Annotated in this window: 29 protein-coding genes and 1 riboswitch; of the genes, 15 read left to right on the top strand and 14 right to left on the bottom strand. The window is 50.6% G+C overall.

Annotated features, from left to right (window positions below; genetic code table 11):
• Positions 1-21: 21 nt before the first annotated feature.
• Together ACU8YC_RS03750 and ACU8YC_RS03745 are read right to left on the bottom strand one after the other, a co-directional pair.
• A complete protein-coding gene (locus ACU8YC_RS03750) occupies positions 22-678 on the bottom strand; it encodes a nitrilase-related carbon-nitrogen hydrolase (RefSeq protein WP_151225606.1) in 657 nt (218 codons plus the stop codon).
• A gap of 106 nt (positions 679-784) precedes the next feature.
• Positions 785-1,015, bottom strand: coding sequence for a DNA polymerase III subunit theta (locus ACU8YC_RS03745; protein ID WP_003034925.1), 231 nt, complete (start codon positions 1,013-1,015; stop codon positions 785-787).
• A gap of 143 nt (positions 1,016-1,158) precedes the next feature.
• Here ACU8YC_RS03745 and yobA point away from each other — a divergent pair, with 143 nt between their 5' ends.
• The 4 genes from yobA to pphA all read left to right on the top strand — a co-directional run bounded on the left by yobA (position 1,159) and on the right by pphA (position 3,837).
• Complete coding sequence (gene yobA / locus ACU8YC_RS03740) at positions 1,159-1,533, top strand: CopC domain-containing protein YobA (RefSeq protein ID WP_151219475.1); 375 nt, start codon at positions 1,159-1,161, stop codon at positions 1,531-1,533.
• Positions 1,534-1,536: 3 nt separating this feature from the next.
• Entirely contained in the window at positions 1,537-2,409 is an 873-nt protein-coding gene (gene copD, locus ACU8YC_RS03735; RefSeq protein ID WP_370620127.1) for a copper homeostasis membrane protein CopD, read from the top strand.
• A 20-nt stretch (positions 2,410-2,429) separates the two neighbouring features.
• A complete protein-coding gene (locus ACU8YC_RS03730; protein WP_003833793.1) occupies positions 2,430-2,768 on the top strand; it encodes a YebY family protein in 339 nt (112 codons plus the stop codon).
• Positions 2,769-3,195: 427 nt separating this feature from the next.
• The gene (gene pphA, locus ACU8YC_RS03725; RefSeq protein WP_151219474.1) at positions 3,196-3,837 is read left to right on the top strand and encodes a protein-serine/threonine phosphatase; all 642 of its coding nucleotides are present in this window, start codon (positions 3,196-3,198) and stop codon (positions 3,835-3,837) included.
• Here pphA and ACU8YC_RS03720 read toward each other — a convergent pair whose 3' ends face one another.
• The 5 genes from ACU8YC_RS03720 to yebS form a co-directional block, all read right to left on the bottom strand.
• Positions 3,838-4,029, bottom strand: coding sequence for a YdfD/YebW family protein (locus ACU8YC_RS03720; RefSeq protein WP_151219473.1), 192 nt, complete (start codon positions 4,027-4,029; stop codon positions 3,838-3,840).
• 102 nt (positions 4,030-4,131) lie between these two features.
• Entirely contained in the window at positions 4,132-4,368 is a 237-nt protein-coding gene (locus tag ACU8YC_RS03715; protein WP_029139506.1) for a YebV family protein, read from the bottom strand.
• Between the two features lie 100 nt (positions 4,369-4,468).
• Positions 4,469-5,890 (bottom strand): 16S rRNA (cytosine(1407)-C(5))-methyltransferase RsmF, encoded by a 1,422-nt coding sequence (gene rsmF / locus ACU8YC_RS03710; RefSeq protein WP_151219472.1) that lies wholly within the window; start codon positions 5,888-5,890, stop codon positions 4,469-4,471.
• 175 nt (positions 5,891-6,065) lie between these two features.
• Positions 6,066-8,699 carry an MlaD family protein gene (locus ACU8YC_RS03705; RefSeq protein WP_446895011.1) on the bottom strand — a complete coding sequence of 878 codons (2,634 nt, stop codon included), beginning with the start codon at positions 8,697-8,699 and terminating at the stop codon, positions 6,066-6,068.
• On the bottom strand, positions 8,668-9,951 hold the full coding sequence (gene yebS, locus ACU8YC_RS03700; RefSeq protein ID WP_446895010.1) for a membrane integrity lipid transport subunit YebS: 1,284 nt from the start codon (positions 9,949-9,951) through the stop codon (positions 8,668-8,670). The genes ACU8YC_RS03705 and yebS overlap by 32 nt, the downstream gene beginning before the upstream one ends.
• Positions 9,952-10,079: 128 nt before the next feature.
• On the opposite strand from yebS, the gene ACU8YC_RS03695 reads away from it, so the two are divergent.
• The 4 genes from ACU8YC_RS03695 (at position 10,080) to htpX (ending at position 14,503) form a co-directional block, all read left to right on the top strand.
• Positions 10,080-10,577, top strand: a complete 498-nt coding sequence (locus tag ACU8YC_RS03695; protein ID WP_151225567.1) for a GAF domain-containing protein — start codon at positions 10,080-10,082, stop codon at positions 10,575-10,577.
• A 96-nt stretch (positions 10,578-10,673) separates the two neighbouring features.
• Positions 10,674-11,360: an RNA chaperone ProQ gene (gene proQ / locus ACU8YC_RS03690; protein WP_003833781.1), complete on the top strand. Its 687-nt coding sequence runs from the start codon at positions 10,674-10,676 to the stop codon at positions 11,358-11,360.
• A 19-nt stretch (positions 11,361-11,379) separates the two neighbouring features.
• A complete protein-coding gene (prc, locus tag ACU8YC_RS03685) occupies positions 11,380-13,428 on the top strand; it encodes a carboxy terminal-processing peptidase (protein ID WP_151219469.1) in 2,049 nt (682 codons plus the stop codon).
• A gap of 193 nt (positions 13,429-13,621) precedes the next feature.
• Positions 13,622-14,503 carry a protease HtpX gene (htpX, locus tag ACU8YC_RS03680; protein ID WP_003034964.1) on the top strand — a complete coding sequence of 294 codons (882 nt, stop codon included), beginning with the start codon at positions 13,622-13,624 and terminating at the stop codon, positions 14,501-14,503.
• Positions 14,504-14,548: 45 nt separating this feature from the next.
• On the opposite strand, the gene ACU8YC_RS03675 is transcribed toward htpX, so the two are convergent.
• A complete protein-coding gene (locus ACU8YC_RS03675) occupies positions 14,549-15,922 on the bottom strand; it encodes an MFS transporter (protein ID WP_187252288.1) in 1,374 nt (457 codons plus the stop codon).
• Positions 15,923-16,097: 175 nt separating this feature from the next.
• Between ACU8YC_RS03675 and kdgR the strand changes: the two genes are divergently transcribed.
• On the top strand, positions 16,098-16,889 hold the full coding sequence (kdgR, locus tag ACU8YC_RS03670; RefSeq protein WP_003833778.1) for a DNA-binding transcriptional regulator KdgR: 792 nt from the start codon (positions 16,098-16,100) through the stop codon (positions 16,887-16,889).
• Between the two features lie 111 nt (positions 16,890-17,000).
• On the opposite strand, the gene ACU8YC_RS03665 is transcribed toward kdgR, so the two are convergent.
• Positions 17,001-17,240 (bottom strand): YobH family protein, encoded by a 240-nt coding sequence (locus ACU8YC_RS03665; protein ID WP_003841988.1) that lies wholly within the window; start codon positions 17,238-17,240, stop codon positions 17,001-17,003.
• 164 nt (positions 17,241-17,404) lie between these two features.
• Here ACU8YC_RS03665 and mgrB point away from each other — a divergent pair, with 164 nt between their 5' ends.
• The 6 genes from mgrB (at position 17,405) to rlmA (ending at position 21,745) form a co-directional block, all read left to right on the top strand.
• The gene (gene mgrB, locus ACU8YC_RS03660; protein ID WP_151219467.1) at positions 17,405-17,548 is read left to right on the top strand and encodes a PhoP/PhoQ regulator MgrB; all 144 of its coding nucleotides are present in this window, start codon (positions 17,405-17,407) and stop codon (positions 17,546-17,548) included.
• A 74-nt stretch (positions 17,549-17,622) separates the two neighbouring features.
• Complete coding sequence (locus tag ACU8YC_RS03655; RefSeq protein ID WP_151219466.1) at positions 17,623-17,907, top strand: YebO family protein; 285 nt, start codon at positions 17,623-17,625, stop codon at positions 17,905-17,907.
• Between the two features lie 634 nt (positions 17,908-18,541).
• Entirely contained in the window at positions 18,542-18,685 is a 144-nt protein-coding gene (locus ACU8YC_RS03650) for a DUF2627 domain-containing protein (RefSeq protein WP_151219465.1), read from the top strand.
• A gap of 12 nt (positions 18,686-18,697) precedes the next feature.
• The gene (gene cspE / locus ACU8YC_RS03645) at positions 18,698-18,907 is read left to right on the top strand and encodes a transcription antiterminator/RNA stability regulator CspE (RefSeq protein ID WP_001062678.1); all 210 of its coding nucleotides are present in this window, start codon (positions 18,698-18,700) and stop codon (positions 18,905-18,907) included.
• Positions 18,908-19,126: 219 nt separating this feature from the next.
• Complete coding sequence (ftsI, locus tag ACU8YC_RS03640) at positions 19,127-20,872, top strand: peptidoglycan glycosyltransferase FtsI (protein WP_187252289.1); 1,746 nt, start codon at positions 19,127-19,129, stop codon at positions 20,870-20,872.
• Between the two features lie 63 nt (positions 20,873-20,935).
• The gene (rlmA, locus tag ACU8YC_RS03635) at positions 20,936-21,745 is read left to right on the top strand and encodes a 23S rRNA (guanine(745)-N(1))-methyltransferase (RefSeq protein WP_151219463.1); all 810 of its coding nucleotides are present in this window, start codon (positions 20,936-20,938) and stop codon (positions 21,743-21,745) included.
• Here rlmA and mntP read toward each other — a convergent pair.
• From mntP to manX, 5 genes are all read right to left on the bottom strand, one after another.
• Entirely contained in the window at positions 21,742-22,308 is a 567-nt protein-coding gene (mntP, locus tag ACU8YC_RS03630; protein ID WP_151219462.1) for a manganese efflux pump MntP, read from the bottom strand. The two genes, rlmA and mntP, sit on opposite strands and share 4 nt — an antisense overlap.
• Positions 22,309-22,438: 130 nt before the next feature.
• A riboswitch (yybP-ykoY riboswitch) is annotated at positions 22,439-22,543 on the bottom strand.
• A gap of 197 nt (positions 22,544-22,740) precedes the next feature.
• Positions 22,741-23,199 (bottom strand): DUF986 family protein, encoded by a 459-nt coding sequence (locus tag ACU8YC_RS03625; RefSeq protein ID WP_187252292.1) that lies wholly within the window; start codon positions 23,197-23,199, stop codon positions 22,741-22,743.
• Between the two features lie 60 nt (positions 23,200-23,259).
• A complete protein-coding gene (locus ACU8YC_RS03620; RefSeq protein ID WP_151219461.1) occupies positions 23,260-24,111 on the bottom strand; it encodes a PTS mannose transporter subunit IID in 852 nt (283 codons plus the stop codon).
• 12 nt (positions 24,112-24,123) lie between these two features.
• Positions 24,124-24,924 (bottom strand): PTS mannose transporter subunit IIC, encoded by an 801-nt coding sequence (gene manY, locus ACU8YC_RS03615; protein ID WP_151219460.1) that lies wholly within the window; start codon positions 24,922-24,924, stop codon positions 24,124-24,126.
• A 61-nt stretch (positions 24,925-24,985) separates the two neighbouring features.
• Positions 24,986-25,951 carry a PTS mannose transporter subunit IIAB gene (gene manX, locus ACU8YC_RS03610; protein WP_187252293.1) on the bottom strand — a complete coding sequence of 322 codons (966 nt, stop codon included), beginning with the start codon at positions 25,949-25,951 and terminating at the stop codon, positions 24,986-24,988.
• Positions 25,952-26,152 lie beyond the last annotated feature (201 nt).

Here is a 26,152-nt window from a genome sequence, read left to right as displayed (position 1 = left end):
CATGCTCCTGACCCAAAACGACTAGCGTAATGGAATGATATCACCTTGCCAACCCCGTGGCGTGCGTTGACCGGTTAAGAGCAAAGAACCGCTATCTGCGCGAACAATCAATCGACCGCGCTCATCCCATAACGCGCTGCTGCCACGCGCATTGGCCATTAATACCGCAATGGCAAACTTGTGCGAGAAACACTGTAGACGAGATGTGGAAGAGAGCAGCTCAGGTTCACTGACGGACTGAGAACTGGTGAACAGTGAGTAAGCAGGGTCGATATCGCTTCCTTCTGGCTGGCTATCCACAACGCTGATGGCATTTTGCTGTCGGGCGATACAGGCTCCGTGACTATGATGAAACATTAAGGGCGAGGTCATCCTGGGAGAGAAAAGCGCGATGCCTTTTACGAACCGGTTGTTATGTTCCACCGGTAGTCCTGCAATGATCGTCATACGATAAGTCACAGCGGCATGGGCGAGAGGTTCTAACAGCGCTTTATCGGGTGGGGCAGGCAGCGCGTCATGTTCATCGACACAACCTAACAAGGAGAGGGAAGGGAATACCAGCAATTCACATTGGCATTGAGCGGCTGCCTGAATGAATTGCAGGTGATGTGCGACATGCTCGGTAACTGAGGTATGAAGAGGTTCGTACTGTGCTGCTGCGATTTTCCAGTGTGACATAATGATTTCCTTTTCATAGTGTCTACAATCATCCTTAAAGTATAGATTAAGAATATGCTTATACTGTAGCAGCCATCATGTAAGGAATCGTAACGTAATATAAGTTTTATTTAACTTTAGGCTCGTAAGGTAAACGGGAAAGGGAAACGGATGCCAGTCGGTGCGCGATGAGCCTTTCGCGAAACCAGTCGCGTAAATGTTCGGGCTGTTCACGTTCAACAACTTCAGCAACAACAGGCATGTTGTATCGCTCCTTAAACGCAACACCCGCAGCGGCCAGGTCAACATTGACCTTATCCATCTCCGCCTGCTCAAGTTTGGCCAGATTGATGTTCATGGGCTTCTCCTTTTCTCTGTCTTTCTGCGCGCAAAGTTACTAAGAGTGTGCATTAATGGCAAGACCGAAATGATGATTCTCGACTCGATCATTGTAGAAGGTTATTCTCTATAGATTAGACATAACAAAAAGGAATAGTTGAAATGGCTTCATCTGCATCTCTGCTTCGCAACGCTCTCATCGTACTCGCCAGCGTGCTGGCAACGCCCGCCGCCCTGGCGCATGCTCATCTGACAAAACAAAACCCGGCTGCGAATGCTGAGGTTACGACATCTCCTCAGGCGTTGACGCTGAATTTTTCTGAAGGCGTGGAACCCGGATTTAGCGGAGCAACGCTGACAGGCCCAAATAAAGAACAGATCAAAACGGGCAAGGCGTCTCGCAGTGAACAGGATAAAACGCAATTGATTGTTCCGCTTGCTCAAACGCTTGAGGCCGGGAAATACACGGTCGACTGGCACGTCGTCTCCGTGGATGGTCATAAGACAAAGGGGCAATATACCTTTAGCGTGAAATAACCAATGCTGGCATTTACCTGGGTTGCACTGCGTTTTATCCATTTTACCACGCTGATGCTGGTGTTTGGCTGTGCGCTTTACGGCGCATGGCTGGCTCCCGTTTCGGTTCGTCGTTTAATGATGCGTCGTTTTTTGCGTCTGCAACAGCATGCCGCAGCGTGGAGCTTCATCAGCGCGACGCTGATGCTGGCGATCCAGGGGGGGTTAATGGGATCAGGCTGGCGGGATGTTGCCTCTACTGACGTTTGGGGTGCCGTGCTGCAAACGCAGTTTGGTGGCGTATGGCTATGGCAAATTATCCTCGCGCTGGTTACGTTGGTGATAACAATTATGGTCCCGCGCAACATGCCGCGACTGCTGTTAATGTTGACGATTGCGCAGTTTATTTTGCTAGCTGGCGTCGGACATGCAACGCTGCACAGCGGTATCGTTGGGGCATTCCAGCAGGTTAACCACGCCCTGCATCTGGTATGCGCTGCCGCCTGGTTCGGCGGTTTGCTGCCCGTACTTTACTGTATGCGAATGGCGCATAGCCGCTGGCGGGAACAGGCCATCAGTACCATGATGCGCTTTTCCCGCTTTGGGCATCTTTTCGTTATCGGTGTTTTACTTACTGGTATCATGAATGCGCTGTTTATTGTCGGTTTTTCCATTCCCTGGCACATGGCTTACGGGCAACTGCTTTTGTTAAAAGGTGCTCTGGTGATGCTAATGGTGGCGATTGCGCTGGCGAATCGGTATGTTTTGGTACCACGCATGCGGCAGGATAACCGCAGTATGACTCTCTATTTTATTTGGATGACTAAGCTGGAATGGGGAATTGGGGCGGTTGTGCTGGCGATAGTCAGCCTGTTTGCCACTCTCGAACCTTTCTGATTGATGGACTGGCGAAACGCATGAAAAAAATCATTATCTCGTTATTACTACTGGCAAGCTCTGGGGCCGCGCTGGCTGCGCCACAGGTCATTACCGTCAGCCGTTTTGAGGTTGGCAAAGATAAGTGGGCGTTTAATCGGGAAGAGGTGATGCTGACCTGCCGTCCAGGAAACGCACTGTATGTCATCAACCCCAGTACGCTGGTGCAATACCCGTTGAATGATGTCGCCAGACAGCAAGTAGAAAGCGGGAAAACCACGGCGAAGCCGATCGAGATTATCCAGATTGATGACCCGGCGAAACCGGGTGAAAAAATGAGCCTGGCGCCGTTTGTGGAGCGTGCAGAAAAGCTCTGTTAATTGCCAGATGTAGCGCTCTGATTTCCAATAAAAAACCGCAAGGATCTCGCAGGAGAACTTGCGGTTTTAGCGTTTGGATGCGTGACGATCGCCCTTTTTTTCCGGCCACTTTAGTCGCGGACTGGAAAACCTGGCGCTGTCATCTATTCTTAAATAGCAGGGTAAGTTAGCCTGCATTAATGCCAACTTTTAGCGCACGGCTCTCTCCCAAGAGCCATTTCCCTGGACCGAATACAGGAATCGTATTCGGTCTCTTTTTATGTGGCGAATGCGTTGCCATCCAATGCGTTGCCATCCTGGGCTGAACACTGCGTGTCGCATGTTACATTCTTCGTAAACCATACCATACTCCAGCCCATGATCGTCCAGGCTTTTTTGCCGCCATTGCTAAAATTATAACCAGGTACCATTGAACTCAGGAGGCGGCATGGGACGACCAGATAATATCTATCAACGAATTGAAGGTTCGCACTGGCGTCACGTCTGGGTAGTCGGAGATATTCACGGCTGTTTCTCATTGTTGATGGCACACTTGCACCAGCACCGTTTTGATCCGTGGCAGGATCTGCTGGTTTCGGTGGGGGATGTTATCGACCGTGGGCCTGATAGTTTGCGTTGCCTGAAACTACTACGTGAGAGCTGGATTGTGGCGGTCAGGGGTAATCATGAACAGATGGCGCTGGACGCGCTGGCGACGGGGGAGCCCTTCCACTGGTTTATGAATGGTGGTTCATGGTTTGCACAGGCAGAGCAGCCAGCGGCGAGATCCTCGCTTGAAGAGTGTCGGGATTTACCCTGGATTCTGGAGCTGCGTTGCCAGAACGGCATACATGTTATTGCCCACGCTGATTACCCTGATGAAGATTATCAGTGGCAAAAAGAGGTCGACTTACGGCGGGTGCTGTGGGATCGCTCAAGGCTGATGAGTAAAGGCAACGGCATTCGCGGGGCGGATCACTTTTGGTTTGGTCATACGCCGCTGCGCCAACGGCTGGATCGCGATAATCTGCACTATATTGATACCGGTGCGGTGTTTGGCGGCGAATTAACGCTGGTGCAACTGCAATAATCAAAAATCGCTGTATTCCTGGGCCGGATGCCAGAAGCTGTCAATATAGTCATCCGCAGGTAAACATCCGCCGTTACGAATACGCTGATCGTCCATCGATATCAGGCACTGCTGCTCAGTTTTGTAGACATCCACCACGATATCTTCACAACCGCCCTCCAGGTAGCACACAAAAAGAACCAGCGTGAACATTCCATCCTCATATGGTAAAGCCATACCTGTAGTGTAGAGGATGTTGATAGATGAGGGAAATTAAGCAAGAAATAACCCGTCTGGCGACGGGTTCTTTTTGAATCAGGCAAGGCGCATGATCCAGGCATCTGACTTACGATCGTAGTGCTCGCGAAATAGTACCGAATGTTCTCCGTTCAGAAGAGCCGGGACGCTGGTGTCGGCATCCCAGGCGTCCAGTTGCATACATAAATCCGGATCAGATTTACACGGAATGGTTAACGTTCGGTCTCCTGGCGACTCGCCATGTAACTCGGCGTCGTCGATTTCAAAAGCGCCAATGCGCACACTGGTTTTCATCATCGTGCTCTCCGTTGATTTGTTGGTTGTGGTACGACCAGTTAAGCCGTCCATTTTTCAGCGTAGTCAACGTTAGCAAAAGCGCCAGTAAAAACGTGCGTTACCTTGTAAAGAGTTTGCCATCCCGGACAAGATCGCGTGGATAGCTATTCTTTAATCGCGAACCAATACGTTTTGCCAGACCGATTGGTTGGTGCTGGAATGTAACCAGTACGTCGTCACTCGTTGGTGCGGTTTGTGGGTAGACATCCCGGCCGCGGTACCACTCTTCAGCTTCGGTAAGGGTCAGTTCAAACGCATGGCTATGATTTGGGTTGGCGAGCGCGATGACGGCTTCATGCTGCCAGCGGTAACCTTTATTGTGTGTTTCAGCCAGTTTGACGCCGAGTCGGGAAAAACGAACTTTGCCGATCAGTGGTTCAATGTCTGTTGGAAACAGCCAAATCTCTTTATCACGCTGCCACAGACGCAAAGTGCCTCCCCACTGCAATCCACAGGCGTTAGCGGCCTGAGTAACAAGCGCGGATTCACGTCCTTTAAGTGGGCTGAAAGGGAAGTTACCCACTTTGTACTTTGGCGTCGGTAATGGAGGGATGGCGGCTGTTTTGCGCAAACGTGCAACGAAGAAACCTTCGCAATCGTAGATTTGCGGGAACACGTGCAGAAAGCCTTCCGGCGTCAGGGCGCGTTCGGCTTCCGGGAATAAATCGCCCAGTGGCAAAAATTCGACTGCATCCGGGTAAGTCTCAATCAACCACTGCATGACGTTTTCATTTTCGTCACGGTTAAGCGTACAGGTGGAATAAACCAGCGTGCCGCCGGGCCGCAGAGCGTGAAAGGCGCTGTCGAGCAGTTCGCGCTGAGTCGCGGCAATTTCCAGATTACTTTCTGGCGACCAGTTTTTCAGCGCATCGGGGTCTTTACGCATCACGCCTTCGCCGGAACATGGGGCGTCCAGCAAAATGGCATCAAAGGATTCAGGCAACGCTGCGCCAAATACGCGGCCGTCAAAATGGGTGAGCGCGACATTGGCTATCCCACAACGGCTGATATTGGCATGCAGGACTTTGACGCGACTGGCGGAAAACTCATTCGCAAGAATCGCGCCCTGATTATTCATTTTTGCGGCAATTTGCGTGGTTTTAGAACCTGGCGCTGCCGCAACATCCATAACTCGTTCCGGGGTGTTGCCTTCGGCAAACAGCGCGGCGACCGGCAGCATTGAGCTGGCTTCCTGAATATAAAACAGACCGCTTAAATGCTCTGCGGTGCTACCGAGCGGCAGTGACTCTTCATCATCGCGTTCAATCCAGAAACCTTCAGCACACCAAGGAACCGGAGTGAGCGACCAGTTGTAAGGCGCGGTCAGCGTGAGGAAATCGGCAACGGAAATTTTCAGCGTGTTGACGCGGATACTACGGCGCAGCGGGCGCTGGCAGGCAGCGAGAAAATCATCGAATGACAGCGTGGAAGGCATTGCTTCACGCATTTGGGTCAGAAAGGCGTCGGGAAAATAAGCCACTTGGTACCACCGGCAAAAAAACAGGTGCGCAGTGTAGCATATACCCTAAATAATTCGAGTTGCAGGAATCTGGTAAGTGACTGGGGTAAACGAGAGTACCTAACGCATATGCAACTTGAAGTATGATGTGTAGAAGTGCTCCGGCGCGAGTATTTACGCCGGAGCAGAGGAGAGATTAACGTGGCAGGGCGGTTCCCCAGTCACGCCACTCTTTCGGTTCGCTTTCGAGCAGCAGGAAGTGTTTACCCGACTGCGCTTTCGGGGCGAGTGGCGTACCCGGTGGCGTGGCGAAGGCGATACCACCGCGAATGAACTGGTTGAACGTACCGGTTTTCACGACGCCGCCGGTCAAACCGAAGTCGAGATTGTATCCGGATGCCAGCCAGAACACGGAATTGTTGCGCACCAGGTGCTGATAGCGCTGGCTAATGCGCATGGCAACCATCACACGGTCAGAAAGAGAACCCAGCGTCAGCCCGGTGACGGTCCCCACTTCAATGCCTCTGAACAGCACTGGCGTACCGATATTCAGCGAACCGGCTTCCGGCGCTTCCACCACAATACTCAGACCATCGAGGTAACGAGAGTCGGTAATCGTGGCTTCCTGTAGCTCAAAATCACGGCGCGGGTTGCCGCGTCCTGGTTCAACGTTGATATACGGCTGCAGGATGGTATCCAGATGCTCCACGCCCGCCGCCGAAATTTGCGGCGTGATCACGGAGAAGCGCGTACCGCTTCGGGCAAAGGTCTGCACATATTCCGGATACAGAACCGCTTTTGCCTGAACTTCGTTACGGGCGGTGATGAGCTCAAGCGTCTGGATCTGACCAATATCGATCCCAAGATAGCGAATCGGCATGCCGGCCGCGAGTTTACCGGCATCGAACGCGTGCAGGGTTATCTGACCGCCCACCGCACGCGCGGCGGTTTCGGAAGCATACAAGATACGCTTGTCGCCTTTGCGTTGACTGGCGCTGGCGCCACTTAAGTTATCAAAGCTGATAGCCCCTTTGAGTGCGCGCGACAGGGGAGATGCTTGTACGGTTAAACCGCTGCCGTTGAGCTGAACCTTTGCACCGCCTTCGGCCCAGAACACGCTGTTGCTGGTCAACAAATTGCGATATTCCGGTTTGATATGCAGATCGATATCAAACGCATCGGCGCGCGGACGAACGCTAATCACTTCACCGACCTCAAATTTGCGGTAGAGCACCACCGAACCGGCCTGCACATCCGGCAGCGTTTCGGCGCTCAGGCTGACCGTGGTGGTTGGCAGATCGCTCAGGCTGTTTTCAATTGCTTTTTCCAGGTTGGCATACAGCGGGTAGCTTTTTTGCATTTCGCCTTTGGTGCCTGGCAAAATGCGAATGCCGCCGCTGAGCCACTCACTGGCGCTGGCACCAAGGAATTCCACACCATCCAGCCCGACTTTGACATCCACCCGGCTGTTGACCACGAATTTACTGTCGCCTTGCACCAGCGAGCGATGCTGCGGTTCGATGGCAACGATAAATGAGACGCCTTTGCTGGAAAGCGTACGCTCAATAACCTGACCGACCTGTACGCCGTGGAGGATCAGCGGCTGGCCGGCTTCAATACCGTAACTCTCCGGTGCGGTCAGCGTAAATGTCATGACACCTGGATCGTGTAACAACGACTTCTCTGCGGGAATAACAGTAAAATGGCTACGCGGCTCGCCTTCGCCGGGGACCAGTTCAAACGTTTTACCCGTCAGCAGTGAGCTGAGATTGGCATCGTTTAACGATAATTTAGGACTGTGTAATTCGATCCGCGTGTTGTCGCGCAGCAGCGTTACGACGCTGGGGTCGACCGTCATTTCGCCGGTGACTTTCCCGCCCGGATTTAAATCCAGTTTGGTAAGCTGACCGACCTCTAATCCTTGATACATCAGTGACGTTGAGCCTGCCTTGAGTCCGTCTCCGCTGGGTAAATCAAGTTTGACAATTACCCCGCGCTGGCTGTGCGCGAGATCCTGATATAAACCAAACGTGTCGTCGGCAGCCGCGGGTTTTGAGTCTTCCGGCGAATCAAAAGCAATCGCACCATTGACCAGCGCGGCCAGACTTTCCAGTTTTACCTTTGCGCCACTGAGGCTGACATCCGCATTCACGCCGGATACGTTCCAGAAGCGGCTGCCTTTTTTCACCAGGTTGGTAAAGCGACGTTCAATCAACACGTCGATGGTTACCCCCTGATGATTGGGGTTAATGGCGTAGTCATACACCCGACCGACCGGAATCTTACGGAAATAAACCAGTGAACCGCTATTGAGCGAACCGAGGTCAGGCGCCCGCAGATGCAGCATCAAATCGCCATTATCAAGACGATATTTGGGCTGCGTATCGAGGGCGACGAAATGATCTTCTTCCTCGCCGGTTCCGGGCATCATGCCGATATAGTTACCACCAACCAACGCATCCAGACCTGAAACCCCAGCCAGCGACGCTTTCGGTGTAACAAGCCAGAACTGAGTATCTTTGCGCAGTGCATCTTTCATGCTCGATTTGATGCTGACGCGGACTTCAATTTTACGCAGATCTTTGCTGAGGTTGATATCTTGTACTGTGCCCACTTCAACGCCCTGATAACGAACGGGCGTGCGTCCTGGCACAATGCCGTCCGCAGACATGAAGTCAATGGTCACGGTATTGCCGCGATCTTCATAGCTCCCCCAGATCAGCCAACCTGCAATCATCAATGCGATCAACGGCAGCAGCCAGAACGGAGAGATACGACGTTTTGTTTTAATCTGCGCTTCAGTCTGCGAAGCGGGCGTTTCCTGACTCATGTGCATCCCAAAGTAATCGGCTGTCCAGCCATTCCACAGCAAGAATAGTCAATATTACCGCCGCGCCGAAATAAAACGCAGCCGGTCCCATAGTAAAAGCAAGAATCTGATCGCGATTAATCAGTGACATGGTTAACGCGATAACAAAGAGGTCCAACATCGACCAGCGACCAATCCAGGTCACCATGCGCAGCAGTTTGATGCGGGTACGCAATCCTTGCTCGCAGTTAAAATGAATGCTGATGAGCAACGTAAACATCACAATCACTTTGGTGAATGGCACCAGAATACTGGCGATAAAAACGATCGCCGCCACGCCGACGTTACTGTTTGCCAAAGACATTATGCCTGACAGGATGGTGTCTTCCTGTCGACCACCGTTGACATATATTACCGAGATGGGCAGCAGATTAGCAGGCAAAAGCAGGACAATCGAGGCCAGAAGAGCCGCCCAACACTTTTGAATACTTTGGTTCCTGCGCCAACGCAACGGGATATGGCAACGAGGGCAGCGACCTCGCGCGTCCGAATAACCTGTAAAGTGACAACCGAGGCAGACGCGGAGCTTTTCATCAGGGCGACGGGCCGGTCTTTGCGGATAAAATCGGTCCCAAAGCTGCTCTACGTTGAGGTGCGACAACGTCAAAATACTGAGGATCACCAGCGCGATAAAAGCAAACAGCCCCACACCGGGTTGCAAAAAAGCATAGTCCTGAACTTTGATTGATGCGACGCCAATACCCACAAGATAGATATCGAGCATCACCCACTCTTTAAGCCTTTCCAGCATCAACAGTACCGGGCGCAGGTTCATCCCGAGAATATTGCCAAACCACAGATAAGCAATTGAGGTCACGAGAATTAGCGGCGCACCAGCCACGCAAAATAGCACGAAGGATGCGGTGAGTGGATCGCCCTGACGGGTCATTTGCCAGATGCCCTGCAGCACATTGGCGTCAATGCGTACACCTAACAGATAGATGTGCAGGAGCGGCTCTCCCCAGGCAAAGGGCATCAGCAGCAGCATGGCGAAAGCCATTGCCGCCAGCCGCGTTAGTGACCAGTCGCGTCCGTCACGAATTCTTGCCTGACAGCGTGGGCAAAATGCACTTTGGTGTGAACGCATTTTAGGCAAACTAAAGATCAGGTCACATTCAGGGCAGCGATGGTAATTCGCACGAGGAAGTGCATCACCAATGGACCTGATGGCTATTTTTTTAGTCGGCGTGATGCGTGGTGTCGTTAAGGCCATGTATCGCGAATCAAATTGTTGAAGTAATGTTATCTTAACTCATGACGGGAATGATCTTGAGCATTAACGCATTTAATGTTTATTTTAGTAGGCTGCAGTTTTAGGTAAGACAACTAAGTGATTACATAATGAACAAAATAGAGCTATACACGGATCTGAACCGTGATTTTCAGGCATTAATGGCAGGTGAGACTAGTTTTCTGGCAACGCTGGCAAATACCAGCGCGTTGTTGTTCGAGCGTCTTGCAGAAGTAAATTGGGCCGGTTTTTATCTGCTCGAAAACGATACGCTGGTGCTGGGGCCTTTCCAGGGGAAAATCGCCTGTGTGCGGATTCCGGTGGGGCGCGGAGTATGTGGTACCGCCGTGGCGCAGAACCAGGTTCAGCGTATTGAGGACGTACATGCTTTTGACGGGCACATCGCCTGCGATGCCGCCAGCAACGCTGAAATCGTCCTGCCAATCACCGTCGACAATCAGATCATCGGCGTGCTGGATATTGATAGCACGGCGTTTGGCCGCTTTACTGAGGAAGATGAACAGGGGCTGCGGACGCTGGTGGCACAGCTTGAAACCGTGCTTGCAACGACGGATTACAAAAAATTCTTTGCGCGCGTCGCAGGATAATCAACGGATAACGTAGCAATTACTGATGACGTCATTATAATGTCGCCTGTTCATGCCTGCGCTTGTTGGCTACGTCCGTTGTAATCAGGAAATTTCATGGAAAATCAACCTAAGTTGAATAGCAGTAAAGAAGTCATCGCGTTTCTGGCCGAACGCTTCCCGCAGTGCTTTAGTGCGGAAGGCGAAGCGCGCCCACTGAAAATTGGCATTTTTCAGGATCTGGTAGAGCGTGTTGAGGGCGAAATGAACCTCAGCAAGACACAGCTCCGTTCAGCCTTACGTCTCTATACTTCAAGCTGGCGCTATCTGTATGGCGTTAAATTGGGCGCAACGCGTGTGGATCTCGACGGCAACCCTTGTGGTGAGCTGGATGAACAGCACGTGGAACATGCTCGCAAACAGCTGGAAGAAGCTAAAGCCCGCGTTCAGGCGCAACGCGCTGAACAACAGGCGAAAAAACGCGAAGCGGCCGCTGCTGCCGGGGAAAAAGAAGACGCACCGCGTCGCGAGCGCAAGCCGCGTCCTGCTCCGCGTCGTAAAGAAGGTGCTGAGCGTAAACCTCGCGCTGAAAAACCAGCAGCAAAAGCACCGCGTGCTCCTCGTGAAGAACAGCATACCCCGGTATCTGATATTTCAGTGCTGACGGTAGGGCAGTCTCTGAAGGTGAAAGCAGGAAATAATGCGATGGATGCCACCGTATTAGAAATCACCAAAGATGGCGTCCGTGTACAGCTGAATTCGGGTATGTCTTTGATTGTACGCGCAGAACACCTGGTGTTCTGAAACGGAGGCCAGGCCTGGCATGAACACTTTTTTTAGGCTTACTGCGTTAGCTGGTCTGCTTGCATTAGCAGGCCAGGCACTTGCTGTGGAAGACATCACGCGTGCCGATCAAATCCCCGTCTTAAAGGAAGAAACCCAGCATGCGACGGTAAGTGAGCGTGTTACATCGCGTTTTACGCGTTCACACTATCGTCAGTTCGATCTGGATCAGGCGTTTTCGGCGAAAATTTTTGACCGCTATTTGAATCTGCTCGACTACAGCCACAACGTGCTGTTGGCGAGCGATATCGAACAGTTTGCAAAGAAGAAAACGGTTCTTGGCGATGAATTGCGTAGCGGCAAGCTGGATGTCTTTTACGACCTCTATAATCTGGCGCAAAAACGCCGATTTGAACGTTATCAGTACGCATTAAGCGTGCTGGCACGGCCAATGGATTTTACCGGTACCGACACGTTTAACCTCGACCGGAGCAAAGCTCCGTGGCCAAAGAGCGAAGCAGAGCTTAACGCGCTGTGGGACAGCAAGGTTAAATTTGACGAACTCAGCCTGAAGCTGACCGGTAAAACCGATGCGGAAATTCGTGAAACGCTGACTCGCCGCTACAAGTCTGCGATTCGCCGTCTGGCGCAGACCAATAGCGAAGATGTGTTTTCTCTGGCGATGACGGCTTTTGCCCGTGAAATCGACCCGCATACTAACTATCTCTCTCCACGCAATACTGAACAGTTCAATACTGAAATGAGCCTGTCTCTGGAAGGTATTGGCGCGGTTCTGCAAATGGATGATGACTACACCGTCATCAATTCCATGGTGGCGGGTGGCCCTGCAGCCAAGAGCAAAGCGATAAGCGTTGGTGACCGTATTGTCGGCGTGGGTCAGACCGGTAAAGGCATGGTCGACGTGATTGGCTGGCGTCTGGATGACGTGGTGGCGCTGATCAAAGGACCGAAAGGCAGCAAAGTGCGCCTTGAAATCCTGCCTGCTGGTAAGGGTACCAAAACGCGCATCGTAACGTTAACGCGTGAACGTATTCGTCTCGAAGACCGCGCTGTGAAAATGTCCGTGAAAACCGTTGGCAAAGAAAAGGTCGGCGTACTGGATATTCCCGGCTTTTATGTTGGCCTGACGGATGACGTCAAAGTTCAGCTGCAGAAGCTGGAAAAACAGAACGTCAGCAGCGTCATCATCGATCTGCGCACCAATGGTGGCGGCGCGCTGACTGAAGCAGTTTCGCTTTCCGGTCTGTTCATTCCATCCGGTCCGGTTGTTCAGGTTCGTGACAATAACGGTAAAGTGCGTGAGGACAGCGATACCGACGGCGTCGTGTATTACAAAGGCCCGCTGGTGGTGTTAGTCGATCGTTTCAGTGCTTCGGCATCAGAAATTTTTGCTGCGGCAATGCAGGATTATGGTCGTGCGCTCATTGTCGGTGAACCGACCTTCGGGAAAGGTACCGTCCAGCAATATCGCTCCCTGAACCGTATTTACGATCAGATGCTGCGTCCGGAATGGCCGGCGCTGGGCTCTGTTCAGTATACGATCCAGAAATTCTACCGTGTCAACGGTGGCAGTACGCAGCGTAAGGGCGTTACGCCGGATATCATCATGCCGACAGGTAATGAAGAAACAGAAACCGGTGAGAAGTTCGAAGATAACGCGTTGCCGTGGGATAGCATTGATGCTGCGACCTACACCAAATCAGAGAATCTGACGCCGTTTGGACCTGAATTGTTGAAAGAGCACAATGCGCGTATCGCCAACGATCCTGAGTTCCAGTACATCATGAAGGATATTGCGCGTTTCAATGCGATGAAGGATAAGCGCAACATCGCTTCTCTGAATTACGCTCAGCGTGAAAAAGAGAATAACGAAGATGACGCAATGCGTCTGGCGCGTATCAACGATCGGTTTAAGCGTGAAGGCAAACCGCCTTTGAAGAAACTGGACGATCTGCCGAAGGATTACCAGGAGCCGGATCCGTACCTGGATGAAACGGTAAAAATCGCGCTTGATCTGGCGCATCTTGAGAAAGAGAAGCCAGCGGAACAGCCCGCAACCCGTCAATAACCTCAAACAGGCACAAGAAATTGTGCCTGTTTTTTTTAACAAACGCATGAAGACGTCAGTCTGATACGATAAAATGTAAAGTTGTGTTTTTCTGGTGACTTAGCACCGATGGATGCTTGAAAATAGCCGTAAGACCCATACGATATGGGTAATCGCATAGTGCGTTTTGTTAAATTGAGGTTAAAAGAAAATTATGATGCGAATCGCGCTCTTCCTGCTGACGAACCTGGCTGTGATGGTCGTTTTCGGGCTGGTATTGAGCCTGACAGGGATTCAGTCAAGCAGCGTTCAAGGCTTGTTGATCATGGCACTGCTGTTTGGTTTTGGTGGTTCCTTCATTTCTCTGCTGATGTCCAAATGGATGGCGTTAAAATCCGTCGGTGGGGAAGTGATCGAACAGCCCCGCAATGAAAGAGAACGCTGGTTGATGAATACGGTAGCGAATCAGGCCCGTCAGGCCGGGATCGCTATGCCGCAGGTCGCAATCTACCATGCGCCAGATATTAACGCATTTGCTACCGGTGCGCGCCGGGATGCTTCGCTGGTGGCTGTGAGTACTGGCCTGTTGCAAAACATGAGCCCTGATGAAGCCGAAGCCGTTATCGCGCATGAGATCAGCCACATTGCCAATGGTGATATGGTGACCATGACGCTCATTCAGGGGGTTGTAAACACCTTCGTTATCTTTATCTCACGTATTCTGGCGCAAATTGCCGCTGGCTTTATGGGTGGAAACCGTGATGAGGGTGAGGGTAGCAACGGTAACCCGTTGATCTACTTTGCGGTGGCGACGGTGCTGGAACTGGTGTTTGGTATTCTGGCGAGCATCATTACCATGTGGTTCTCACGTCATCGTGAATTCCATGCGGATGCCGGTTCTGCAAAATTGGTAGGGCGTGAGAAAATGATCGCCGCGCTGCAGCGTCTGAAAACCAGCTATGAGCCGCAGGAAGCGACCAGCATGATGGCGTTTTGCATCAACGGCAAATCCAAGTCGTTGAGTGAGCTGTTTATGACTCACCCGCCGTTGGATAAACGTATTGAAGCGCTGCGCAGTGGAGAATATCTGAAATAATCTGCAGCAGACTAACTGAAGAGCGCGTCGACAGACGCGCTTTTTTTATGCCTGAATTCGCGGTTGCGTAATACGCAGGCCGCTCACGATGGCTGCCAGCGAGGCCAGAATGCCAGCTGTTATCAGCGAGACGTGCGTTCCGCTGTCACCGAATTGGTTGAGCATTAGTGCGACCAGCGCGGCCCCTGTACTTTGACCTAGTAAGCGCGCCGTCCCCAGCATACCGCTTGCCCCACCGCTGCGTTCACGCGGCGCGGAGGTGATGATAGTGTGGTTGTTCGGTGACTGAAACAAGCCAAAGCCCGCGCCGCACAAAATCATTGGCCAGATGATATTAAAATCAGAGGGCGAAGTGGGTAGCAGTACCAGCGAAAACAAACCGCTCGCCATCACTGCCATGCCCAGCGCACCCAATAGTCCGGCGTGAACGCGTTCAATCAGATATCCCGCGAGAGGAGCCATCACCATGGTTGCCAGTGGCCATGGCGTCAACAGCAGACCCGTTTCGACTTCGCTGCGCCCGAGTACCGTTTGCATAAAAAAGGGCAAGGAAACTAATGCCAGCATTTGCGCGCTGAAAGAACAGATTGAGGTACAAATCGAGAGTGAAAACAGCGGAATGCGTAGCAGATCAACCGGCAATAAGGGTACTGGCAAGGCGAGCTGACGGCGGATAAAGAAAAAACCTACAACGATCAGTGCCACAATCTCAGCACCAATCAGTTTTAGCGACTGTCCTTGTGCAAAACCGCTGAGGGCGGTGATCAGCAAACCAAACGTTAAGGCATTCATCACTGCACTCGGCAGGTCAAAGCGTGGTTTATTGCTGCGGGACGCATTGGGGGGTAAAAAGCGCATAGCCAGCAGCAGTGCGATTATTCCCAACGGGACGTTAATCAGAAACAGCCATTTCCACGAGGCGATAGAGAGAATTGCCGCGGCAATAGTTGGACCCGCTGCCGAGGAGACTGCAACAATAAAGGAGTTAATACCCATCCCACGCCCAAGCTGATGCTGTGGGTAAATGAGTCGGATCAATGCCGTATTCACGCTCATTAGCGCCGCGCCGCCAAAACCCTGGGCGATGCGCGCCAGCGTCAGCATGTGTAACGAATCAGACAAGGCACAGAATAGCGATGCCAGCAAGAACACGACCAGACCACACTTATAAATGCGTCGGTAACCAAACATATCGCCTAAAAAAGAGAGTGACAGAAGCGAAACGACGATAGCAATTTGATAGGCGTTCACGATCCATATTGAGCTTGCTGGTGAGGCCTGAAGATCGGCGGCGATAGTTGGCAGGGCTACGTTTGCTATTGCGCCGTCGAGTACTGCCATAGAAATCCCAATTACAATGGTTAAAATTGCGCCATATCGCTGGGGCAATGGCAGACCATCGGCCTGAATTTTTTCCATAGAAAATCAATATTGTCGGTATTTATGAAGAGAATAATGATTTTAGCATTGATATTCAGGCGTTAGGTCGCAGATTTGTAACTAAGTAAGCAAAGAGCGATTGCGAGTGGGGGGACGTGAAATTATAATAAAAACCGGTTCTGATTTTTATAAAACACTCGCAATGAGGTGGTAAATGGCTATCGCAGATCTGGATAAGCAACCCGATTCTGTATCTTCCGTGCTGAAAGTTTTTGGCATTCTGCAGGCGCTGGGTGAAGAGCGCGAGATTGGTATTACCGAGTTGTCGCAACGCGTCATGATGTCGAAAAGCACCGTTTATCGCTTTTTGCAGACCATGAAAACGCTGGGTTATGTGGCACAAGAAGGAGAGTCTGAGAAATACTCTCTGACCCTGAAATTATTCGAGCTAGGCGCGCGCGCGTTGCAAAACGTTGATCTTATCCGTAGCGCTGACATTCAGATGCGCGAACTTTCACGCCTGACCAAAGAGACAGTTCACCTCGGTGCGCTGGATGAAGACAGCATCGTCTACATTCATAAAATCGATTCCATGTACAATCTGCGCATGTATTCTCGCGTTGGTCGTCGTAATCCGCTATACAGTACAGCTATTGGTAAAGTTCTGCTGGCATGGCGTGACCGCGATGAAGTGAAGCAGATTCTGGATGGTATTGAGTACAAACGCAGCACCGATCGTACCATTACGAATACCGATGAATTACTGGTACTGCTGGATAAAGTACGTGAGCAAGGTTATGGCGAAGATAACGAAGAACAGGAAGAAGGCCTGCGTTGCATCGGCGTACCAGTGTTTGACCGTTTCGGCGTGGTTATTGCGGGCCTGAGTATTTCATTCCCAACGCTGCGTTTCTCTGAAGAACGTTTACACGAGTATGTGGCAATGCTGCATACGGCGGCGCGCAAGATTTCAGAACAAATGGGCTATAACGACTATCCGTTCTGAACTGACGTCATCGCTAATGACAAAACCCCTGGTATTTTGTACCAGGGGTTTTTTATGAAAAATTATAACGTGAGTTGGCACAAATAACGTTGTGAACGAATTGTTGCTATATTAGCCGTTGTCGATAATAACCGTGCTTTTCCTTAACAGAGGACAATCCGACAGGCCAATGATACCGCTATCAGTGTGGACGTACTGTGCGGTGCTGGTGCCGCGAGCGGTCAGATATTGGCATTGCAGGCCCAGACCCGCAGCATTCTCCTTACTTCCAATCAAGATACCGTAGCCGCTCAGTAATAAACCGATCCAAACCAGAGCTAACAACACAATAGCGCGGATAATCAGACGCATTACAACCTCTTATCTTTTTTCGTTGTTATTAGATTAGCCTGTACACGGTATGAAACAAGTCAATCATTCCTAAAAAGATTGAATGCCGATACAGTTAACGCTGGGTTTAGGTAACGCATGATAATTTATAGACATAAGATGTAGGATTGAAGAGTGGAGCTGGAGTGAAAAAGATTCGCTGGGTAGTGCTGATTGTTGTTGTACTGGTATGCATACTGATGTGGGCGCAGGTGCTCAACATCATGTGCGATCAGGACGTACAATTTTTCAGCGGTATTTGTGCCATTAATAAGTTTATTCCCTGGTAAGCGCATTTTCGCAACAGTTGATTACCTTCTTGTGCGGCAGTGGTAAACTATGCCGTCTACATTGAGGTGGTGAAATGAACGAAGTTTTGAATTCAGGCGCGTTGAGTTTTGCGTCTTTAGCGGTATCAGTGGTGGTTTTGATTGTCGGGCTTGTTCTATGGTTTTTCATCAATCGGGCAAGTTCGCGTACCAACGAGCAGATTGAGCTGCTTGAAGCATTGTTAGATCAGCAAAAAAGACAGAACGCTTTACTCCGTCGACTTTGTGAAGCTAACGAACCCGAGAAAGTAGCAGAGCCTGCTGCACTGACTGCCAGGCAAGAAGACGATGACATCATCCGCCTGGTAGCCGAGCGGTAAATAAGTATGACAGGGTGAGGTACTGCGGATGTTGCTTCCAGTTACTTCATCCTGTCTTAAGCGTGTCAGATTTTTTTCTTCTGTCTCCGACGTGTAATTAGCGGCGGACTGACATGGACTCCCAGTATTTTCAGAGACTCCGCCTAATTAATATCTTATCCCTGGCCTGATCTAAATATAATATCCCATACGTTAAAAATATGATTATGTCATTTTTGTGATAATGATCGTTTTATTAGCAGCGAAACGTTTCTCTTACTTTTTTTGTGCCTTGTCATCATTCTTTCATTATTTTGGTGCAAAACAAGAAGACGGATCCCATTTCTACGCTTGTGATATTTTATGCATTACTAAGCATAAAAAATGATATAGGGCAGAACCCGTTACAGATAACCTGGAACAACCGAAGCTATTGAGCTATGGTAGAAATGTCTCTGCAATGGTGCCAACCATGCGGGGTAAGGGGAGAGGCACGTGAATATATCTCTACTCGGCCTGGCGCATAACTGTGCAGTTGCTGTTTGATGAAAGACAGGATTTGTGCGACCGATCGAGACACGTTTAAAAATGGCTTGCCATTATTAACGTTGTATGTGATAACACGTTTTGGGTTAAACGAGGTACAGTTCTGTTTATGTGTGGCATTTTCAGTAAAGAAGTCCTGAGTAAACACGTTGACGTTGAATACCGCTTCTCTGCCGAACCTTATATTAGTGCCTCAAGCAGTAATGTCTCAGTTTTATCTATGTTACGCCCGCGGGCGAAGAAAATACTCTAAGGAATTTTGCAAATGGCAAAGATTAAAGGTCAAGTTAAGTGGTTCAACGAGTCTAAAGGTTTTGGTTTCATTACTCCGGCTGATGGCAGCAAAGACGTGTTTGTACACTTCTCCGCTATCCAGGGTAACGGCTTCAAAACTCTGGCTGAAGGCCAGAACGTTGAGTTCGAAATTCAGGACGGCCAGAAAGGTCCGGCTGCTGTTAACGTAACAGCTATCTGATCGACACCACTGATTTGAAGCGCTTTTGCGCCTCCATCTCAGATATAAAGCCTCGCTTCTGCGGGGCTTTTTAATTCAGATTACGTCAAAATATTACTGAATGCCCTTCCATTAGCGCTTTGTTGCAAAGGCGTGATGTTCGTAGCATAGTTTTCCCCGCATTCTTACGTCATTTCTCGTTAAATCAGACACCTGAAAAACTATCTTGCTGGAGATTGGGTGAAAAAGAAAAACGACGGCGATGCGCGCAATTTTACTCCCGTACGTTTTGCCCTGCTTTGCGTGGCAATATTATTGAGTCTTGGATTGCTGCTCGGTCGGGTTGCGTGGCTGCAAATAGTCACGCCGACGAATCTGGTAAAACAGGAAGACATGCGTTCGTTACGTGAAGTGTCGATTGCCTCTCCACGCGGAATGATCACCGACAGAGAAGGGCGGCCGCTGGCGGTAAGCGTTCCGGTTAACGCTGTCTGGGCCGATCCGAAGACGATTGTCAGCAAAGGTGGTGTTGGCTATAACGAACGCTGGCAGGCATTAGCTAAGACCCTGCATATTTCGCTCGCCACGCTGGCTGAACGTGTTAACAGCAATCCAACTGGCCGCTTTATCTATCTTGCGCGCCAGATCTCTCCTCAGCAGGCGCAGTGGATCGATGATCTTAATCTCCCGGGTATCAATTTGCGCGAAGAGTCGCGTCGATTCTATCCCGCCGGGCATGTTGCGGCCAATTTGATTGGCTTTACCAATATTGATGGTCAGGGAATTGAAGGCCTGGAGAAAAGCTTTAACAGCCAGTTGATGGGCAAACCTGGCTCCCGCCTGGTACGGAAAGATAAATTTGGCCATGTCATCGAAAATATCACCGAAGTGATGCCGGTGCCGGCGCACGAATTACAGCTCAGTATTGATGAACGTTTGCAGACAGTTACTGAAGATGCGCTGGACAATGCCGTAACATGGAATAAAGCGGAATCTGGAGCTGCGGTGTTGGTCAATATTGCCACCGGCGAAATACTCTCCATGGCAAGCTTTCCCGACTTCAATCCCAATAACCGTGATGGTGCGGTGCTGGATGATTTTCGCAACCGTGCAATTAGCGACACTTTTGAACCCGGTTCAACTGTTAAACCGCTGGTGATCATGACTGCACTGCAGCAAGGGATTGTGCAGCCTGATAGCGTCATTGATACACATCCTTTTAATCTGGATGGACATCGCATCCGCGATGTCGGGTTTTACCCTGAGTTATCGCTGACCGGGATTTTGCAGAAATCGAGCGATACCGGTGTATCACACCTCTCGCTGGCTATGCCGATCCAGAAACTACTGGATACCTATAAACGCTTTGGCTTTGGCGATCCTACCGGACTGGGGTTAACCGGGGAAAGTAGCGGTTTAATGCCGCAACGTCGCTACTGGAGCGATTTGGATCGGGCCACCTTTGCATTTGGCTACGGGCTAATGGTGACGCCGCTCCAGTTGGCGCATGTTTATGCCACCATCGGCAGTTTTGGTATTTACCGCCCCCTTTCTATTACGCGTATCGATCCGCCAGTAATAGGTACGCGGGTGATGCCGGAGGCGTTGGTTCACCAGGTTGAACATATGATGGAGAGCGTCGCGCTACCCGGCGGCGGGGGAACCAAAGCTGCGGTTAGAGATTATCGCGTAGCGGTTAAGACCGGAACGGCAAAGAAAATTGGTGATGACGGTAAATATGTCGACAAATACGTGGCTTATACGGCAGGCGTTGCGCCAGCGAGCGATCCAAAATTTGCGCTGGTAGTGGTGATTAATAACCCGCAAAACGGCGCTTACTACGGGGGAGCCGTTTCCGCGCCAGTGTTCAGTCAGATAATGGGCGATGTCCTGCGTCTGGAAAATGTAAAGCCGGATGGCATGCCGGCCAACTCCGATCATTTGGTGGTGATGCACGCCAGCAACGTAAACTCACCGTCGCTGTAAGTTATTTTCCCTGGGCGCAATTCGCGTTACACTTGCGCCCTTAAGTCACCTGCCGGAGTTGTCATGTCGTTTTCCTGTCCTCTTTGCCACCAGCCTCTTACTCAAGCGAATAACAGTTTTGTCTGTCCCGGGCGGCACCAGTTTGACGTGGCGAAAGAAGGGTATGTTAACTTACTGCCGGTTCAGCATAAGCGGTCGCGGGATCCAGGCGATAGCGCTGAAATGATGCAGGCGCGCCGGGCATTTCTTGATGCTGGCCACTATCAGCCGCTGCGCGATGCGATTGTGAATGTGCTTAAAGAGAAGTCGAATTCCGAAGATGCAGTGATCCTGGATATTGGCTGTGGGGAAGGGTATTACACCCATGCGTTTGCCGATGCGCTGGCGGGCTGTACAACCTTTGGTCTTGATGTCTCCAAAGCAGCAATTAAAGCTGCGGCGCGACGTTATCCTCAGGTGACCTTTTGTGTTGCCTCCAGCCACCGTTTGCCATTTGCCGACGAATCAATGGATGCCATCATCAGGATCTACGCCCCCTGCAAAGCACAGGAGCTGGCTCGAGTGGTTAAACCGGGTGGCTGGGTAATTACCGCCACGCCGGGCCCGCGTCATTTAATGGAGCTGAAAGGACTGATTTATGATGAGGTGCGGCTGCATGCGCCACACACTGAGCAGCTTGATGGTTTTGCCCTGCAACAGAGTATTGCACTGGGATATCAAATGCAGCTCAAAGGCAGTGAGGCTGTGGCATTGCTGCAGATGACGCCGTTCGCCTGGCGGGCAAAGCCGGAGGTGTGGGAAGCCTTAACGGGGAAAACACAGTTTGATTGCCAGACAGACTTTAGTATTCATGTCTGGCAGCGACTGAGTTAACCGTGAAAGTGTGCCCAGAGGATCTGGGCACCGATACCAATCAGTACCACCCCGCCCAAAATTTCAGCTCGTTTGCCCAGCATCGGGCCAATGAAACGACCGATCATCATGCCGAGTGTGGACATAATCAACGTGGCACAGCCGATGGCCAGCGCTGTGGCAATAATGTTGACCTGCAGGAAAGCCAGACCCACCCCGACGGCCATTGCGTCGAGACTGGTGGCGATGGCGGTGGTGACCAGCAGCCAGAAACCGTGACGGCGTTGCGGCTCTTCATCTTCATCACTGTTATCGCGAAAACCTTCGATTATCATTCGCCCACCTAAAAACATCAGCAGAATGAAGGCGATCCAGTGGTTCCACTCCAGCACAAATTTGCTGGCGAGCATCCCCATGCCCCAGCCAATCAATGGCGTGAGCGTTTCAACTGCGCCGAAAATAAGGCCAGTACGCAGTGCTTCAGAAAATTTGGGTTTATGCAGGGAGGCACCTTTGCCAATTGATGCAGCAAAAGCATCCATCGACATGCCGAAAGCGAGAAGAACGGTAGCGGTAAGATTCATAACAGCGTCCTGACCGGGGTATCCATAAAACACATCACTGCCCCCAGTAACCATGCATACAAGCTGGAATCACTGTAAATACAGCGCCATTCAAATATGCATTGCAGTTGATGTGCCTATGGTCTCGCCTGACTGAACCTGTAAGTTCAGTCCGTACGTGCCACGTTTTTCAACGAGTATGTTGACACGTACATTTCCGGAATCTGGAAATCGGCTACTCCCCAACGACGGGCGCAACCTTAACATATTTTTAGAATATAAAACAAGAAATGCAGAAATAATATTTTGACTCTAATTGAAAACGATTTTCATTTAGATTTATTTATAGATAAAACGTTAAAATTAATAACATTACTGATGATGAAATATAGCCTTAGCTATGTTTGTTTTTGCATTGATATATAAAAACATAGTTCAGACTATATTCATAACTCATTGATTTGAAATTAAAAGTTTATATATATTTTCGAGATCGTCTATATTTCGTACGCGAATAAGTAATCTTCGATGTTCTAATTGCATCACCAGTACACCGTCTTCAGATAAATTCATTTCTTTAATGCGATTATATTCAATCCAGACATTGGCGAAGAAAAAGCCTTTTTGCTTAAAGATGATTTTTGGCGTACGGATCCAGAACAGATACAACCCCATCAATATCAGTGCGCATAATAACCATGTGGTAAATTGTGCGCCGTGGCTGGTGATGTTGTTATAGATAAGAATAGCTACCAAGCCAAGGAAGATAACGCCGTCGACTCTGCTGCGAGGAAGCAGGACGACAGTAAGCAGAGTGGGGCCATTGCGTCGGGGCATGATGAACTGATCGTAAATGGCATACGCCAGCAGCGACAAGATAAAAAGAACCAGCACCAGGTCCGTGATAGTCATGAATCCTCAACCCTCTAAATAGAAAAACCGGGGGCAAGCCCCCGGTGATGTACAACAGTCTTACAGGCCGAGCAGGCCGACAGCGTAGCCCGCGATACCGATGACGAAGAAGCCAATGATGATCCACAGCGGGTTCACTTTCTTACGCAGCAGCCACATACAGGCGAACGTCAGCAGCAACGGAACCAGGCCCGGCATCAGCTGGTCAAGGATTGTCTGCACGGTGGTGACGCGAGTCTGGCCATCCTGACCGGTGATAGTGGAAACCACCAGCGGGATGTTGACGTGCGTCCATTTGTTAACCAATGCCCCCATGACAAACAGGCCGAGAATTGACGCCCCCTCAGTCAGTTTCTGCAGGAAGCCGCCGCCCATATCTTTAACGATATCGACACCTTTACGGTAACCGTACGCCACTCCGTAATAAAGGGTCGCGAGACGTACCAGGTTAAACAGAACAAAGAAGAGCAATGGTCCAAGCAGGCTGCCGCTCATCGCGATACCTGCGCCGAGCGCGGCGAAGACCGGACGTACGGTACCCCAGAAGATCGGGTCACCCACGCCTGCCAGCGGCCCCATCAGACCAACTTTGATACCGTTGATAGCACCATCGTCAATCTCTGCACCGTTTGCACGCTGCTCCTCCATCGCCAACGTTACGCCCAGTACCGGGGCCGCTACGTACGGATGGGTGTTAAAGAATTCCAGATGACGCTTAATAGCTTGCTTACGCGCGTCGTTGTTTTCCGGGTACAAACGGCGGATCGCCGGTATCATGGAGAAACAAAAACCCAGCGCCTGCATACGTTCGAAGTTCCATGAACCCTGAAACAGGTTAGAACGAAGGAACACGCCACGAATATCACTCTGGGTGAGTTTTTTCTCGGTGGTAGTTTTAGTCATATCAACCATTTCGCTCACCTGTTAGTCCAGTTCGTTATCGAGATCGTTATTGCCAGCTGCTTGCGCAGGTGCACCGGCTACGCGGTTATATTTCGGGCTCAACTGAATGTAGAGGATGGCCATTACTGCGCCAATCACACCCAGAGCAACCAGGTTGAAGTTAGTAAATGCCGCGGTGACGAAGCCGAGGTAGAAGAACGGCATCAGGTAGCCTGCGCGCATCATGTTGATGACCATTGCATAACCAACCACTACGATCATACCGCCTGCGATGTTCAGACCACCGGTAACAACTTCCGGAATGGCGTTCAACATGCCCTGAACTTCACTGGTACCGACGGAGATAGCCACGATTACCGCAGGGATTGCAACGCGCATTGCCTGAAGGAACAGGGAGGAGACGTGTATCCAGGATAGCGCCGTCAGGTTGCCGCTTTCGGCCGCCTTATCCGCCGCGTGCTGGAACGCTACGGTGATGGTACGAACGATAATGGTCAGAACCTGGCCTGCTGCTGCCAGAGGAATAGCCAGTGCGATACCCGCACCAATGCTTTGATGACCCGCGATGACCAGAACGGTAGAGATAATTGAGGCCAGTGCGGCATCAGGTGCAACCGCAGCACCGATGTTCATCCAGCCCAGGGCGATCATTTCCAGGGTACCACCGATGATAATACCGGTTTTCATATCCCCGAGAACGGCACCAATCAGCGTACAGGCCACCAACGGACGGTGGAACTGAAATTCATCGAGTACCGACTCCATACCCGCGATACATGCGACGATGAACACCAGCACAATCTGAAGAGTGGTAATCTCCATTGTACTTCTCCTATTGCTTATACAGACTTAAGTGTGAGAGCTAAAGATTCAACCAGAGCGTTTATTTTTCCGCTTTGGCAATCAGATCCATCATTTTCAGTTTCTGATCGGTGGAGACCTTACGGGCTTCCAGCTCAATACCACGCGCGTTTAATTTTTTAAACGCTTCGATATCTTTTTCATCAACAGAAATAGCGTTGTTTACCTGGGTTTTACCCTGATGGAAAGCCATACCACCAATGTTAACGGAGGTAATTTTCACGCCACCTTCAACGATACGTTCTACGTCGGTCGGGTTGGTGAACAACAACATCACACGCTCGCCTGCATATTTGGGGTTGTTGTAGACGCGGATCATTTTTGCGACATCAACCACATGTGCTGTTACACCCGGAGGTGCTACCTGAGTCAGCAGCGTTTTACGCACGGTATCGGCAGCAACTTCATCACTGACGACGATAATGCGTGTAACGTTGGTTTCTTTGGTCCAGCGCGTTGCCACCTGACCATGGATTAAACGGTCATCAATACGCGCCAGGCCGATCTGCATATAATCGTTCGGGCCCATCGGTTTGGCAGGCGCTGCTGCTTTTGGCGCTGCGACCGGAGCAGGAGCGGCTTTTTCCACCGGTTTTGCTTTCAACGCTTTCACGCCTTCGCTACCGGTTTCAACGGCCAGTGCCACTAATTCATCGAAGCTGGGGTTGTCATCACGCGCCATGAAGGTCTCAACCAGCATGGGAATGTTCACACCGGCGATGACTTCGTAATGCTCTTTATCGACGACAATGCGGCTCGCAGCGTTGAACGGGCTGCCTCCCCATGTGTCAACGAGAAACAGCACGCCTTTACTGGTATCGAGTTTTGCCAACTGAGCGTTGTACTTTTCGATCAGCGTTTCAGCATTTTCGCCTGGAACGAAATCGATCCAGCCGACGTTTTCCTGCTCGCCTAAAAGCATTTCTGCTGTTTTAAGTAACTGCTCTGCAGCCCAACCATGTGTGCCTATAACAATAGCAATGGTCACTTGCTACCTCCTTTATTATCGTTAACACATCAACGTGAAGATGTATTTGAATCGTCGTCCGCAATCGAATCGATTCAGATAAGGGTTACAAAGAAAAGCTTATGATTTTCGTGAATTATTTTAGATATCGAAAAAAATATTTTATGTGATGAAGATCCGTAATTTAACTTCCGATGAAAAGAAATTTCGAAGGGCAAAATA

Source organism: Citrobacter sp. VF227 (assembly GCF_052950715.1).
The sequence above is the reverse complement of the archived record's forward strand: the minus strand, read 5'-3'. Positions and strand labels throughout refer to the sequence as shown.

What these genes read in the sequence shown, in the direction of transcription:
- ACU8YC_RS03750 (WP_151225606.1), bottom strand. Translation starts at nt 678, where the DNA reads ATGTCACACTGGAAAATCGCAGCAGCACAGTACGAACCTCTTCATACC.
- ACU8YC_RS03745 (WP_003034925.1), bottom strand. Translation starts at nt 1,015, where the DNA reads ATGAACATCAATCTGGCCAAACTTGAGCAGGCGGAGATGGATAAGGTC.
- yobA (WP_151219475.1), top strand. Translation starts at nt 1,159, where the DNA reads ATGGCTTCATCTGCATCTCTGCTTCGCAACGCTCTCATCGTACTCGCC.
- copD (WP_370620127.1), top strand. Translation starts at nt 1,537, where the DNA reads ATGCTGGCATTTACCTGGGTTGCACTGCGTTTTATCCATTTTACCACG.
- ACU8YC_RS03730 (WP_003833793.1), top strand. Translation starts at nt 2,430, where the DNA reads ATGAAAAAAATCATTATCTCGTTATTACTACTGGCAAGCTCTGGGGCC.
- pphA (WP_151219474.1), top strand. Translation starts at nt 3,196, where the DNA reads ATGGGACGACCAGATAATATCTATCAACGAATTGAAGGTTCGCACTGG.
- ACU8YC_RS03720 (WP_151219473.1), bottom strand. Translation starts at nt 4,029, where the DNA reads ATGTTCACGCTGGTTCTTTTTGTGTGCTACCTGGAGGGCGGTTGTGAA.
- ACU8YC_RS03715 (WP_029139506.1), bottom strand. Translation starts at nt 4,368, where the DNA reads ATGAAAACCAGTGTGCGCATTGGCGCTTTTGAAATCGACGACGCCGAG.
- ACU8YC_RS03705 (WP_446895011.1), bottom strand. Translation starts at nt 8,699, where the DNA reads ATGAGTCAGGAAACGCCCGCTTCGCAGACTGAAGCGCAGATTAAAACA.
- yebS (WP_446895010.1), bottom strand. Translation starts at nt 9,951, where the DNA reads ATGGCCTTAACGACACCACGCATCACGCCGACTAAAAAAATAGCCATC.
- ACU8YC_RS03695 (WP_151225567.1), top strand. Translation starts at nt 10,080, where the DNA reads ATGAACAAAATAGAGCTATACACGGATCTGAACCGTGATTTTCAGGCA.
- proQ (WP_003833781.1), top strand. Translation starts at nt 10,674, where the DNA reads ATGGAAAATCAACCTAAGTTGAATAGCAGTAAAGAAGTCATCGCGTTT.
- prc (WP_151219469.1), top strand. Translation starts at nt 11,380, where the DNA reads ATGAACACTTTTTTTAGGCTTACTGCGTTAGCTGGTCTGCTTGCATTA.
- htpX (WP_003034964.1), top strand. Translation starts at nt 13,622, where the DNA reads ATGATGCGAATCGCGCTCTTCCTGCTGACGAACCTGGCTGTGATGGTC.
- ACU8YC_RS03675 (WP_187252288.1), bottom strand. Translation starts at nt 15,922, where the DNA reads ATGGAAAAAATTCAGGCCGATGGTCTGCCATTGCCCCAGCGATATGGC.
- kdgR (WP_003833778.1), top strand. Translation starts at nt 16,098, where the DNA reads ATGGCTATCGCAGATCTGGATAAGCAACCCGATTCTGTATCTTCCGTG.
- ACU8YC_RS03665 (WP_003841988.1), bottom strand. Translation starts at nt 17,240, where the DNA reads ATGCGTCTGATTATCCGCGCTATTGTGTTGTTAGCTCTGGTTTGGATC.
- ACU8YC_RS03655 (WP_151219466.1), top strand. Translation starts at nt 17,623, where the DNA reads ATGAACGAAGTTTTGAATTCAGGCGCGTTGAGTTTTGCGTCTTTAGCG.
- ACU8YC_RS03650 (WP_151219465.1), top strand. Translation starts at nt 18,542, where the DNA reads ATGTGTGGCATTTTCAGTAAAGAAGTCCTGAGTAAACACGTTGACGTT.
- cspE (WP_001062678.1), top strand. Translation starts at nt 18,698, where the DNA reads ATGGCAAAGATTAAAGGTCAAGTTAAGTGGTTCAACGAGTCTAAAGGT.
- rlmA (WP_151219463.1), top strand. Translation starts at nt 20,936, where the DNA reads ATGTCGTTTTCCTGTCCTCTTTGCCACCAGCCTCTTACTCAAGCGAAT.
- mntP (WP_151219462.1), bottom strand. Translation starts at nt 22,308, where the DNA reads ATGAATCTTACCGCTACCGTTCTTCTCGCTTTCGGCATGTCGATGGAT.
- ACU8YC_RS03625 (WP_187252292.1), bottom strand. Translation starts at nt 23,199, where the DNA reads ATGACTATCACGGACCTGGTGCTGGTTCTTTTTATCTTGTCGCTGCTG.
- ACU8YC_RS03620 (WP_151219461.1), bottom strand. Translation starts at nt 24,111, where the DNA reads ATGGTTGATATGACTAAAACTACCACCGAGAAAAAACTCACCCAGAGT.
- manY (WP_151219460.1), bottom strand. Translation starts at nt 24,924, where the DNA reads ATGGAGATTACCACTCTTCAGATTGTGCTGGTGTTCATCGTCGCATGT.